The sequence below is a fragment of the Variovorax sp. Soil_C_12 genome, from assembly GCF_057657375.1.
In genome coordinates, this window is record NZ_JBDGIO010000020.1 from 65,165 (window position 1) to 77,253 (window position 12,089).

10 protein-coding genes are annotated in these 12,089 nt (G+C 67.1%); 3 read left to right on the forward strand and 7 right to left on the reverse strand.

What is annotated here, in order from left to right:
- Positions 1-585: 585 nt before the first annotated feature.
- The gene (locus AC3A6X_RS32770; RefSeq protein WP_487846093.1) at positions 586-1,104 is read left to right on the forward strand and encodes a YgjV family protein; all 519 of its coding nucleotides are present in this window, start codon (positions 586-588) and stop codon (positions 1,102-1,104) included.
- 284 nt (positions 1,105-1,388) lie between these two features.
- On the opposite strand, the gene AC3A6X_RS32775 is transcribed toward AC3A6X_RS32770, so the two are convergent.
- Positions 1,389-2,108: a hypothetical protein gene (locus AC3A6X_RS32775; RefSeq protein ID WP_487846094.1), complete on the reverse strand. Its 720-nt coding sequence runs from the start codon at positions 2,106-2,108 to the stop codon at positions 1,389-1,391.
- Between the two features lie 426 nt (positions 2,109-2,534).
- On the opposite strand from AC3A6X_RS32775, the gene AC3A6X_RS32780 reads away from it, so the two are divergent.
- Both AC3A6X_RS32780 and AC3A6X_RS32785 read left to right on the forward strand, forming a co-directional pair.
- Positions 2,535-3,527, forward strand: coding sequence for an IS5 family transposase (locus AC3A6X_RS32780; protein WP_487846095.1), 993 nt, complete (start codon positions 2,535-2,537; stop codon positions 3,525-3,527).
- Positions 3,528-3,759: 232 nt separating this feature from the next.
- Positions 3,760-4,881 (forward strand): site-specific integrase, encoded by a 1,122-nt coding sequence (locus AC3A6X_RS32785; RefSeq protein WP_487846096.1) that lies wholly within the window; start codon positions 3,760-3,762, stop codon positions 4,879-4,881.
- A 98-nt stretch (positions 4,882-4,979) separates the two neighbouring features.
- On the opposite strand, the gene AC3A6X_RS32790 is transcribed toward AC3A6X_RS32785, so the two are convergent.
- The 6 genes from AC3A6X_RS32790 to AC3A6X_RS32815 all read right to left on the reverse strand — a co-directional run bounded on the left by AC3A6X_RS32790 (position 4,980) and on the right by AC3A6X_RS32815 (position 12,085).
- Positions 4,980-5,741 (reverse strand): ABC transporter permease, encoded by a 762-nt coding sequence (locus AC3A6X_RS32790; protein ID WP_487846097.1) that lies wholly within the window; start codon positions 5,739-5,741, stop codon positions 4,980-4,982.
- On the reverse strand, positions 5,738-6,544 hold the full coding sequence (locus AC3A6X_RS32795; RefSeq protein ID WP_487846098.1) for an ABC transporter ATP-binding protein: 807 nt from the start codon (positions 6,542-6,544) through the stop codon (positions 5,738-5,740). Before AC3A6X_RS32795 ends, AC3A6X_RS32790 begins: the two co-directional genes overlap by 4 nt.
- Positions 6,541-7,575 carry an ABC transporter substrate-binding protein gene (locus AC3A6X_RS32800; RefSeq protein ID WP_487846148.1) on the reverse strand — a complete coding sequence of 345 codons (1,035 nt, stop codon included), beginning with the start codon at positions 7,573-7,575 and terminating at the stop codon, positions 6,541-6,543. Before AC3A6X_RS32800 ends, AC3A6X_RS32795 begins: the two co-directional genes overlap by 4 nt.
- Positions 7,576-7,660: 85 nt before the next feature.
- Positions 7,661-8,854, reverse strand: coding sequence for a xanthine dehydrogenase family Fe-S subunit (locus tag AC3A6X_RS32805; RefSeq protein ID WP_487846099.1), 1,194 nt, complete (start codon positions 8,852-8,854; stop codon positions 7,661-7,663).
- A complete protein-coding gene (locus AC3A6X_RS32810) occupies positions 8,851-9,690 on the reverse strand; it encodes an FAD binding domain-containing protein (protein ID WP_487846100.1) in 840 nt (279 codons plus the stop codon). The genes AC3A6X_RS32805 and AC3A6X_RS32810 overlap by 4 nt, the downstream gene beginning before the upstream one ends.
- A gap of 10 nt (positions 9,691-9,700) precedes the next feature.
- Positions 9,701-12,085, reverse strand: coding sequence for a xanthine dehydrogenase family protein molybdopterin-binding subunit (locus AC3A6X_RS32815; RefSeq protein WP_487846101.1), 2,385 nt, complete (start codon positions 12,083-12,085; stop codon positions 9,701-9,703).
- Positions 12,086-12,089: the final 4 nt, after the last annotated feature.

Consider the following 12,089-nt stretch of genomic DNA (forward strand, 5'->3'; position numbering starts at 1 on the left):
GGCCGCCCGAAGGCTACGAACGATCGCTTCGGAGAAAGACGTACAGCCGGTCTGGGTCTGAACCCGGCTTAGGTCATGCATCAGCGCGGCCCACTCGGCCGATCAGCGCCGCTGTCGCGTCCGACCTCCGACTTCCGACGGCTTTTCGTCATGCTCCCTGCTCTCGTTCTCACGCCGGCTAGTCCGAGCCTCAATTGTTTGCGCATTTATTAGCTTGTTTGCGCATTTATTGACCTGTTCGGGCATCTATTGACCTAGAACACAGCTGCTGTTCTGAGCTTATAAATGCGCAAACGGCGATACAGGTGGCATGCGGCTCGCCAGCGTCCTCAAGCGCCAACGCAAATGCCCGAACGACGCCCGCCGGTGTAGTTCGGACGGCACGTAATTGCTAATAAAATGCGCAAACTAGCGGCGTCCGGTCGTCGATCGCCCCGGCCGCATCAGACCGGCCGGTCAAGATTGGATTGGGTAACGCCAACTAGTTGCGTTCATGCCTTTTGCTTTGACCTCTTGCCCGGGTAAACCCTAGGCAGGTCAATTAAGCTGCTCGAACCGAGGGCCCGAGCGTCTCCGGGCCCCTCAATGAACGCCTCCCACCTCATCCACATCACCGGCTTGATCGCACTTGCCCTGACTGCCTTCGGCCTGGTCGGCTCGAATGACAGGACACTTCGCAAGACAACCGGGGTCGCCTCGGCGATCTGGGCGATCAACAACCTCTTGATGGGCGCCCATACGGCGGCCGCGCTAAATGCGATCTCGATCGGTCGGCAGGCCTCGGCAGAAGTTGTCCAGTCGCGCAGCTCCAGGACACGGCGGCTGGCTTTCCTCTTCATCGTGGCCATCAGCCTCATTGCCAGTGCTCTGACGTGGGAGGGCTGGACCTCCGTGTACACGGCTGCCGGATCGTTGGTGGGTACCTGGGCCATGTTCTATCTGCGCGGCACCGCCCTACGCTTGGCGATGGTCCTCGTGGCCGTGCTGTGGATGTACAACGCCTGGGCCTACAACTCCTGGTGGCAGATGGTCGGGATCTTCGCTTCGGGTTCGGCTGCGCTATTTGGCGCGTGGCGAGCCCGTCTGACGATTGCCGGCAACTAACTGTCGGCAAGCCTACGATTATCAAGGCCTCGAAAGCAGCGATTTTTGCCTGCGCGATAGACTTCTGTCGGCCCAAAACCAGTCACTCGCGGTTCGTGCTCATTTTCGCCCGACAGCCGACCTTGAAGCGCCTGTCCAGAGTTTGATGAGATTTCATTCGCGGCGATGCATAGCCCGGCCTGCCCTATAGGGGCGCGGGCTGTTGCTGTGGCAGGATGCGGGCCAGTGCCCACGAACTACCGACAGCGTCATCGCTGTAGTGAGCCAACTGAGTCGATAACACCCTATTCGCGTGCCCCGAGCTTCGTGCCGTCGGCGAACACCACCTGCTCGGGAACGAACCGCGTCGTGAACTTTCCTTCTTCCAGGTTCCAGACGGCCTTGTGTTCATCCAGGAACTGGTTGTAGTCGCGGCTGCCCGACCAGACCAGCGCCTGGTTCGGCGCGATGTTCTCCGCGACAGCGAAGCCCACCGACCCGACGCGCTTGCCGAAGATGTCGACAAACTCGAGCGTACCCTTCACGCCCTTGATGGCCTTGTCGCCACCGTTCCTGATGCCAATTTTGAGAAGCTGCTCCTCGCTGTAGCGGCGGCTTTGGTAGTCCGGCGGGAGTTCTCGCTTCTCGATGAGGGTGACGGTGACGACTTTGTTGAGCGCCGCAGCAGCCTCTTCCTGCTCCTTGCGAAGCTTCTCCTTAAGCGCCTGCTCCTCGGCGGCTTTTGCCGCTTGCTGAGTGGCGAATGCCTTCTGCTGCTCAATGGCTTGGGCCACCGTAGTTCCGAGAGGCATTGCCTTGCCGCCAAACGCCTCGCCCAGCTTTGCCCGCACAAGATAGGCCGCCAGCGCAGAGCGGTCGTCGTCCGAAAGCTTCTGAATCTTGGGCAAAAGTTCTTTCTCCCAGCTTGCAGAATCGGCCGGGATGATGGTGTCCCTCGGCTGCGTGCAGGCTGCAAGAGATGCAGCCAGGACAACGGGGAGCAGAAAACTCGTTTTTGCGCGCATTTGGTGCAGTGATGTAGTTGTTCGCGACGCAGCCTAAGCGAATGTGCCGGTTGTGTCTGTGCCCCATTGCACGACGAAGCCGATTTTTGTCACCCGCCGGCGTTGATGCCAATATGGGGGAATGTGCAACCGCTAGCCAGCGGCTATGCTCGGCGTCAACCGGGCCACAAGCGGAAGTTCGCCGCGACCTTTCAGTTTTCCTCCGACAGAACGTGAACTCCAGACCGCGTTGCTACAGTCACCTATGAGCCGTAACTCTCGGTCCGTCAAACACGCTTGTACTCGATGAGCTTCATGCCCCTCTTGCTAGCAGCTTTCGGGACAGTAGCTGGACTTGTTTACTTCGGCCTCGGCCTTAGGGATGTCCTGCATAAATGCCGGGAGGCGTGCTTGCCCGAAACTTGTGTCCCTGCGACGATCTGATTCATGAAGCAAGCCGACTTGGGTCTGAGCCTGACGACGAAGCGAACGCGCAAGCGCGAATTTCTCGATGAGATGAACCGCGTGGTGCCGTGGGGGACCTTTGTGGATTTGGTTTCCCCGTACGCGCCCGAAGGCAGGAAGGGTCGCCCGCCGTTCCCGCTGGAGGCCATGCTGCGCATTCACTTCATGCAGCAGTGGTTCACGTTGAGCGACCTGGCGATGGAAGACGCGCTGCATGACACGCCGCTGTATCGGGAGTTCGCGGGCCTGGACAACTGGGAGACAAGGCTGCCCGACGAGAGCACGATTCTGCGGTTTCGCCACCTGCTGGAGAAGCACGAGCTGACCGTGCAGATCCTGGCCGTGGTCAACGACCTGCTGCGCGGGAAAGGCCTGATGCTGCGAGCCGGCACGGTAGTCGATGCCACGCTGATCGCGGCGCCGAGCTCGACCAAGAACGCCAGCGGCGAGCGGGACCCTGAGATGCACCAGTCGAAGAAGGGCAAGCAGTGGTACTTCGGGATGAAGGCTCACATCGGCGTGGACGCCCAGTCGGGGTTGGTGCACACGGTGCGAGGAACCGCGGGCAACGTCAGTGACGTGGCGGAGGCCAACGCGTTGTTGCACGGCGATGAGACCGCCGTGTTCGCCGATGCTGGCTACCAAGGCGCGCACAAGCGCGCGGATGCGCGTGAGGGCGTGGTCTGGCATGTGGCCATGCGCCCAGGCAAACGCGCTGCTCTGGACAAGACCCGCAAGGTCGATCGCATCATCAATGAGATTGAACGGCTGAAGGCCAGCGTGCGGGCCAAGGTCGAGCACCCCTTCCGCGTGATCAAGCGCCAGTTCGGACACGTAAAAGTGCGCTATCGCGGGCTCATGAAGAACACCGCGCAGCTCAACACGCTGTTCGCGCTGGCCAATCTGTGGATGGTGCGAAAGACGCTGAAAGTACTGGATGGAAAAGTCCGCCGGCAGGCGGCGATTGCCACCTGAAACGAGGGCAAATCGACGCTTTGGCAAGCTCAATGCTGACGTTTGCGGACGCATTGCTTCGAAAAACCTCAGATTCAATGTTGCTCAGCGAAAGTGCCCTACTGGATGGCAATTGTTCAGGCCGTCCTTAGAACGATTTGCTTGTCGGGGACGCTCCCATTGGCCCTCCGAGAGGAGGCAGCGGCCGCATGACATTGAGACAATGCAGAAATTGCTTGAACAACCCAACGCCATGAAAGCAGCCGAAACGCACCCGCTGGCCAACTTGCCCGAACGCAGTCTGGCGCTGGATCCGGCGCGCCTCGCTCAGACGACCGAGGACGCGGCGCGCGCGCTCCTGCGCGAGGGCGAATCGGCCAACACGCGCGTCTCCTACGGCTCGGCGATGCGCTATTGGTGCGCCTGGTACGCCGCGCGCTACGGTGATGCATTGCGCCTGCCGGTCCCGGTGCCGGTGGCCATCCAGTTCATCGTCGACCACGCCGCGCGCAAGGCGGATGCGGCTTCCAAGGCCGGCCTGTCGACGGGATTGGTGAGCGAGTTGCCGCCGGACATCGACCAAGCGCTGGTGGCCAACGGCTACAAGACGCGGCTCGGCGCGCCCGCGCTCAACACGCTCGTGCACCGCATCGCGGTGCTGTCCAAGGCGCACCAGCTGGCCAAGGAGTCGAATCCCTGCGCCGACCCGCTGGTGCGCGAGCTGCTGGCCCAGACGCGCCGCGCCTACGCCAAGCGAGGGGCGCGTCCGCGCAAGCAGCGCGCGCTCACCAAGGATCCGCTGCAAGCGGTACTGGCGACCTGCGACGACACCCTGCGCGGAAAACGCGATCGCGCCCTCCTCCTGTTCGCATGGGCCACCGGTGGGCGACGGCGCTCCGAGGTCGCCTCGGCGACGTTCGAGAACCTTCAGCGCGTGGGCGGAGATGGCGCCCGCTCCTATCTCTACACGCTCACGCACTCCAAGACCAACCAGGCCGGCGCCGAGCGTCCCGAGGACGTGAAACCCCTGGTGGGCAGCGCGGCTGCGGCCATGCAGGAGTGGCTCGTCGCCAGCGGCATCGAGGAAGGCGCCCTCTTCCGCCGCATTCGCAAGGGGGGGCATCTCGGCGAGCCACTCGCGCCAGCGGCCGTGCGCGACATCGTGAAGGAGCGATGCGCGATGGCGGGGGTCGAGGGGAAGTTCTCTGCGCACTCGCTCAGGGCCGGGTTCGTGACGGAAGCCGGCCGGCAGAACATGTCGCTGCCCGAGACGATGGCCATGACCGGTCATCACAGCGTCGCGACTGTGATGGGCTACTTCCGCGCCGAAAGCGCGCTCGGCAGCAAGGTCAGCCGGATGCTCGATAACGACTGAAAAAGCCCAGCGCGTCGGCCAGGCCGCGCAGCGGCTTGGCATCAGCCGAGGACAGGTTGAGCCCTCAACGAGCCACGCAGCGCGAAGCACCGACCTGATCAAGCCCGGCGCCAAGGCGTCAGCCGCCGCTCCGCCCAGGCCAGGCTCCCGTACAGAAGAATTCCCAGCAGCGCCAGCATGAAGACCGCCGCGAACACGCGCGTGGTGTCGAAGGTGCCCTGGGCGCTCAGGATCACGTAGCCCAGCCCGCGCTGCGAGGCCACGAACTCGCCGACGATGGCGCCGACCAGCGCTAGCGAGATCGCGACCTTCATGCCGGTGAGGATCGAGGGCATGGCGCATGGCAGCCGCACCTTCAGGAAGAAGTCGAGCGTCGAGCCCTTGAGCACGCGGCCGAGGTCGAGCACGTCCTGTGGCACCGAACGCAGCCCATGCACCGCATCCACGATGACAGCGAACACCGCGATCAGGAAGGCGATCGCGATCTTCGGCTCCGATCCGGTGCCGAGCCAGATCACGAAGAGCGGCGCGACGGCGACCTTGGGCACGCTGTTCAAGGCCACGATCAGCGGGTAGACCGCGTGCTCGAACCAGCGCGAGCCGACCAGCATCATCGCCAGCACCACGCCGACCACGACCGACAGCACGAAGCCGCCCAGCGTGGTCAGCAGCGTGTAGGCGGTGTGGCCGAGGTACCAGCCCCACTCGCTCGACAGCTCGTCCACGACCGCACTCGGCGGCGGCAAGGTGATCGGCCGCACGTGGAGCAGCCGGACCACCGCTTCCCATACGACCAGAAAAACCAGCATCGTCACCGCGCCGACCAGCCACTGGCGGCCTTTCGCAATCCAGGGGTTCATGCCGCCATCTCCTCGTCGACTGCACCGGGCTCCTCGTTGATGAGCCCCATCTCATGAAACAGGTCGCGGATGCGGCCCGTGTAGGCGCCGAACTGCGCGGTCTCGCGCACGGCGAGCCGGCGCGGACGTGGCAGGTCGACCTCGATGATGTCGGCGATGCGCCCGGGGCGTGGCGAGAACACCACCACGCGGTCGGCGAGGAACACCGCCTCGGCGATGCCGTGCGTGACGAACATCACCGTGTTGCGCGTCTCCAACCAGATGCGCTGCAGCTCGACGTTCATCTGGTCGCGCGTGAGCGCATCGAGCGCGCCGAAGGGTTCGTCCATCAGCAGCAGGCTGGGCTGGTCGATCAGCGCGCGGCAGATCGCGGCGCGCTGGCGCATGCCGCCGGAGAGCTCGCGCGGGTAACGGTCGCCGAACTCGGAAAGACCGGTCAGCCCGAGCAGCTGCGCCATCGCCGAACGGTGGCCCTGCACCGGCTTTCCCGCAAACTCGATGGGCAGCAGGATGTTGCGTTCGATGGTTCGCCACTCGAGCAGCGCATCGCGCTGGAACACCATGCCCACGTGGTCGGGCGGACCGGTCACGGGCCGGTCGTCCACGCGCAGATCGCCCTCGGTGACGGTCTCGAGACCGGCCACACAGCGCAGGAAGGTGCTCTTGCCGCAGCCGCTCGGCCCGAGGATGCTGACGAACTCGCCGGGCCGGATGTCCAGCGAAATGCCGTCGAGCGCCGTGAGCGCGCGTGCGCCCGGGTAGACCTTGCGCACGCCCGCGGCGTGGATCGCAGCGGCGCTCATTTCGCCACCGCCGCGGTGAGCGCTGCCGGCCGCACCAGGCCGGGAACGTAGAAGTCGTTGCCGTCCTTGATCGACTTGAGCAGCCCGACATCGCCGAGGGTCTTCATCGCGACCGCCCAGTCGCCCGCCACCGGCGCGCCGAGCGGCTGGCCGGCCGCGGCCGGCAGCTGGAAGAAGCCGCGCAGGGCATCGACCTGCCCGCGCAGCACCTTCTTGTCGAGCTTGGCCTGCGGGCGCTGCGCAACGATCGCGTCGACCGCCTCGTCCTCGTGGCCGCTGTAGACGTACTGCCAGGCGCCGGCAACGACGCTGGCAAACCTGGCGATCGCCTCGCGCCGCGACGCGAGCTTGGCTTCCGAGGTGAACAGGCCGAAGCTCGGCATGTTGAGGTTGTAGTCGGCAAAGCGAATGGCTTCGGACGGCCGCGTCTGCGACACCACCGGCAGGAAGAACGGGATGGTCGAGAAGGCGGCATCGGCGCGGCCCGCCGCATAGGTCGCGGCCTTGCCGGCGGCATCGACATTGATCAGGTCGAGGTCTCCCTTCTTCAGGCCACCGGCCGCGAGGAAGGCGTCGATGAACGGCGCCTCCAGCGAGCCTGCGGTGTAGGCCACCTTCTTGCCCTTGAGGTCCTTCGGCCCCTTGATGCCTGCGCCCTGGGGCACCAGCAGGCCGACGTCGCTCAGCCGCGCGAACACCGCGACCGCCTTCACCGGCAGGCCCTTGTCGCGCGCGATCATCATCGACGCCAGCGCGGCGTGGCCGACGTCGAACTGGTCGCCGGCGCCGACGATCTGCACGGTGGTCACCGAGCCGTTGCCGTCCTCCATCTGGACGTCGAGCCCGGCGGCGGTGAACCAGCCCTTCTGCTGCGCGAGATGCATCGCGGCGTGCACGCCCCAGGGCGTCCAGTCGAGGCGGACCTTCAGCTTCTCGGCGCCCTGCGCTGCGGCGCTGGCCGCCAAGGCCAGGCCGGCGCAGCCGGCGAGCACGCGGCGAAGAATTCTCGGAATCAATGCGTTCATGTGGATCTCCGTTTAGAAAGGCAAAGCGCGGCCTGCGGCGCGTGCGGTGTGCACGCGCCGTGGTCGGGTGGTGGGGGTGGCGGCTTCTTCCTCAGTCGCCGGCGCCGAACAGGCGCCGGATGCGCGACCACAAGACGCTCCAGCCGAGGCTGAAGGCGTTGAGCCGTGCCGGCGGCAACGGCGCGTCGGGCGAGCGCGATGGGTCCATGCGCAGCGCCACGTTCTTGCCGAACTCCTGGATCAGGCGTCCGACGAAGTCCTTGACCAGGCCCGAGCGCGAGAACTGCGCCAGCGGGCCCTGCAAGGCGTAGAGAAGGTCGACGTCGACGCGCGTCGACGAGTGCGAAAGCTCGACCAGCTTGTAGGCCACGTCGCCATTGGCGCGCGACTGGCTCAGCGTATCCTGCCCCGCGCCCTTGAGCACCGCGGAGCGCGCCGCATCGTCGCGGTCGAGCCGCGCCGCGCCGTTGAAACTCGCCGACATCGGCCCGAACTTGATCGCGACGCGGCCCTTCACGCGGTCGCCCGCGTGTTCGGTCAGCTCGGCGCCGGGCAGGCAGGCCGCGACCGCCGGCAGGTCGGCCATGAAGCGCCAGACCTCGCCTGCCGCGAAGGGCACGGTGAAGTGGCCCTGGATGCGCGTCCCGTTGGCCGACGACGCGTTCTGCACCGGCGCCTCCGGCGTGCGCTCGGCGGTCGTGGCCGCCGTGCCCGTATCCACGGCCTCGAAGGTAGCGAAAGGCGGTCGGGCCGTCGGTGCCGGTGCCGCGCCGCTCGCGATTCGCATCACCTTGCGCATGGCCGCGATCTCGGGATGCGCATCGCGGCACTGCCCGAGCACGTCGCCCACCGCCGCGACGATGCCCATGTAGCCGGTGCAACGGCAGAGATTGCCCGAGAGCTCGAGCCGGATCTTCGCCTCGTCGGCATCCGGGAAGCGCAGCACGATGTCGCGTGCGGTGGCCAGCATGCCGGGCGTGCAGAAGCCGCACTGCAAGGCGTGGTGGCGCGAGAACGCGGGGCGCAACAGCGCCATCACCGGATCGGCGTCGTAGCCTTCGACCGTGGTGACTTTGCGGCCGTCGCAGGCGACGGCGAAGGCGATGCACGAGCGCACGGGCTTGTCGTCGACCAGCACGGTGCAGGCGCCGCAAACGCCGTGCTCGCAGCCGAGGTGCGTGCCGGTGAGCCGGCCTTCGTCGCGGACGAAGTCGCCCAGGTGCATGCGCGGGGCGACCGCGCGTTCGACCTTGCGGCCATTGAGTTCGAGGGCGATCGGGATCATTGCACGGGCTCCGGGGTCAGGACCTGGCCGAGGCAGCGCTCGACCGCCGCGACCAGCAGCTTGCGATCGACCGCGTCCTTGGACGCTGCGGCGGCCGCGACGGCCGTCTCGATGAATGGGCGGGACGGCACGGCGCCGCTGCGCGCGACCTGGGCGGCCACCGCAGGCAGCGCTTGCGGTGCGCCGTCCAGCGCGCCGAGCACGACGCGCGCCAACTTGCGCGCGGGATCGAACACCGCGCCACAACTGGCCTCGGCGAACTCCCCGGTCTTGCGGCAGAACTTGAAGTAGCCCCAGCGTGCGGCGGGTCCGAGCTTCGGCACCCACAGCGCCGCGAGCAACTCGCCCTCGCCCAGGACGGTGGTGTAGGCGCCTTGCATGAAGCCGTCCATCGGCACGCGGCGGGTGCCTGCCTGCGACGCGATCTCGACTTCGGCACCGAGCGCCGCCGCGGCGAGCACCCAGTCGGCCGCCGGATCGGCGTGCGCCAGGCTGCCGCCGACGGTGCCGCGGTTGCGGATCGCCCGGTAGGCGATGCCGCACGCGACGGATTGCAGCAGCCCGCCGCGCAGCAGCGCATGCGCGCCGTCCTCGATCTCGGCGTGGGTGACGGCCGCGCCGATGCGGATCGACTCGCCCTCCTGCGCGACCTGGCGGAGCTCTTCCAGGGCCGACACGTCGATCACCTGCTTCGGCCGCGTGAGCCGCAGGTTCAGCATCGGGCCGAGCGACTGGCCGCCGCCCATCACCTTCGCGTTGCCGCCGGCATCGGCCAGCAGGTGCAGGGCCACCTGCAGCGTGGGCGGTCGCTGGTAGTCGAAGTTCGCGGCTTTCATCGTTCGGTCCTCACGCAGCCTTCCTCTTCTTGTCGGCGAGCTGCGCCGCGGCGATGGCTTCGAGCAGGCGGCGCGGCGTGAGCGGGGTGTGCGCGACCTCGGCGCCCAGCGGCTGCAGCGCATCGTTGACGGCGTTGAAGATCGCCGCCGGCGGTGCGATCGCCCCGCCCTCGCCCATGCCCTTGGCGCCGAACTCGGTATGCGGCGACGGCGTCTCGAAATGGTGGATGCGCAGGTTCGGCACTTCGGTCGCGCCGGGCAGCATGTAGTCGGCCAGCGTGGACGCGAGCGGCTGGCCGTTGCGGTCGTACGGCGTCTCCTCGTAGAGCGCGGTGCCGATGCCCTGCGCCACGCCGCCGTAGGTCTGCCCCTCGACCACCATCGGGTTGATCATGGTGCCGCAGTCCTCGACGATGACGTAGTCAAGGATCTCGACGTGCCCGGTGTCCGGGTCGGCCGCGACCGTGACCGCATGGCTCGCATAGGTGAAGGCGCCGGTGTCGACCTTGGGCTTGAAGCCGGTCGTCACCTCCAGGCCCGCGGGGTCGACGTCGGCCGGCAGGCGGTCCGGGCGCAGGTACCAGGCCTGCGCGACCTCGGCGATCGGCACGCTGCCGTTCGGGCCGACGACAAGGCCTTGCGCGATCGACACCGTATCCGTTGCCACGCCGAGCAGGTGCGCCCCGATGTGCATCACGCGCGGCGCCAGTGCCTTGCAGGCCTTCGACACCGCCCCGCCCGACATCACCAGCGAGCGCGACGCGTAGGTGCCGGTCGAGAACGGCGTCTGGCCGGTGTCGCCGTGGACCAGCTTGATGTTGGCGATGTCGACGCCGAGGATCTCGTGCGCGATCTGCGCGAAGGTGGTTTCCATGCCCTGACCGTGGGAATGAACGCCGACGCGCATCTCGAGGCCGCCGTCCGGCGTCATTCGAACGGTGGCCGAATCGAAACCCGGAATCACCGGCGTGCCCCAGGTCGCGAAGACCGAGGTGCCATGGGCGGACTGTTCGGTGTAGGTGGCGAAGCCGACGCCGATGAGCCGGCCGTCGGCCTCGGCCCTGCGCTGGCGCTCGCGCACGGCGTCGAGGCCGATCATCTCGCGCGCCTTCACGAGGCTGGCCGGGTAGTCGCCGCTGTCGAAATGCTTGTTGGCCACGTTGACGTGCGGCATCGCCGATGCGGGCACGAGGTTCTCGAGCCGCACCTCCCACGGCTCGCGCCCGACGGCGCGGGCGATGGCGTCCATCGTGAGCTCCATCGCGAAGCACACGCCGGTGCGCGCCACGCCGCGGTACGGCACGAAGCCCGGCTTGTTGGTGGCGATGCACTCGGTGACGCAGCGATAGCCGCGGAAGGCGTAGGGTCCTGGCAGGTTGCCGATCGCCTGCCCCGGCTCGAGGCCGATCGTGAAAGGCCACACCGAGTAGGCGCCGCCATCGATGGTGATGCGGGCGTCGAGCGCCAGCAGGCGGCCACGCGCATCGGCATACGCCGTCATCTCGTAGTGGTGCTCGCGCGTGTTGGCGCCGGCGATCAGGTGCTCGCGCCGGTCCTCGATGTAGCGGAAGGGCTTGCGATGCGTCTTGGCCAGCCAGGCGACGCACAGCTCCTCCTGCTGCAGCACGCACTTGTAGCCGAAGGCGCCCCCGACGTCCGGCGAGATGACGCGCACACGGCCTTGGTCCAGCCCCAGGCACTGCGCGAGGATGGTGCGGATCATGTGCGGCACCTGCGTCGCGCTGACGACCACCAGCTGGTCGGCCTGGTGGTCCCAGTACGCGAGCACCGCCTTGCCTTCCATGGGCACCATGCAGTGGCGTGCAAGATCGATCGAGCGGCGGACCACGAGCGAGGCCTGCTTCGCATGCAGGTCGAAATCCTTGTCGACGTTGAGGGTGACGAAGGTGTTGTCGCGCCAGCCTTCGTGCATCAGCTCGCCGGTGGCCGCGCGCGAGCTTGCCGCATCGGCGTACACCGGCAGGTCGTCGAACTCGAGCTCGACCTGCTCGGCCAGGTCCTCGGCCTCGGCGCGCGTTGGCGCATACACCATCGCGACCGGCTCGCCGACGAAACGCACCTTGCCCGAGGCCAACGGCGGCTGAGCCGAGGACTGGTAGGTGGGCAGCGTCGAATCGGCCACGATGTCCAGCGCGTCGATCATCGTCTCGCGCAGAACGACGCGTTCGGCACCGGCCGCCGGCAGCCGGGTCGAGACGATGCGCGCGTGCGCGAGCGGGCTGCGCACGAAGGCGACCTCGCTCAGTTCGGGCATCGCCATGTCGGCGACGAAGCGGCCGCGGCCATGCAGGTGGCGCGCGTCTTCCTTGCGCTCGACGCGGGCGCCGACGCCCTGGCCCGGGCGCGCGGCGTGTTCGTGGGTTGCAGCTGTCATCGGG

What these genes read in the sequence shown, in the direction of transcription:
- AC3A6X_RS32770 (WP_487846093.1), top strand. Translation starts at nt 586, where the DNA reads ATGAACGCCTCCCACCTCATCCACATCACCGGCTTGATCGCACTTGCC.
- AC3A6X_RS32775 (WP_487846094.1), bottom strand. Translation starts at nt 2,108, where the DNA reads ATGCGCGCAAAAACGAGTTTTCTGCTCCCCGTTGTCCTGGCTGCATCT.
- AC3A6X_RS32780 (WP_487846095.1), top strand. Translation starts at nt 2,535, where the DNA reads ATGAAGCAAGCCGACTTGGGTCTGAGCCTGACGACGAAGCGAACGCGC.
- AC3A6X_RS32785 (WP_487846096.1), top strand. Translation starts at nt 3,760, where the DNA reads ATGAAAGCAGCCGAAACGCACCCGCTGGCCAACTTGCCCGAACGCAGT.
- AC3A6X_RS32790 (WP_487846097.1), bottom strand. Translation starts at nt 5,741, where the DNA reads ATGAACCCCTGGATTGCGAAAGGCCGCCAGTGGCTGGTCGGCGCGGTG.
- AC3A6X_RS32795 (WP_487846098.1), bottom strand. Translation starts at nt 6,544, where the DNA reads ATGAGCGCCGCTGCGATCCACGCCGCGGGCGTGCGCAAGGTCTACCCG.
- AC3A6X_RS32805 (WP_487846099.1), bottom strand. Translation starts at nt 8,854, where the DNA reads ATGATCCCGATCGCCCTCGAACTCAATGGCCGCAAGGTCGAACGCGCG.
- AC3A6X_RS32810 (WP_487846100.1), bottom strand. Translation starts at nt 9,690, where the DNA reads ATGAAAGCCGCGAACTTCGACTACCAGCGACCGCCCACGCTGCAGGTG.
- AC3A6X_RS32815 (WP_487846101.1), bottom strand. Translation starts at nt 12,085, where the DNA reads ATGACAGCTGCAACCCACGAACACGCCGCGCGCCCGGGCCAGGGCGTC.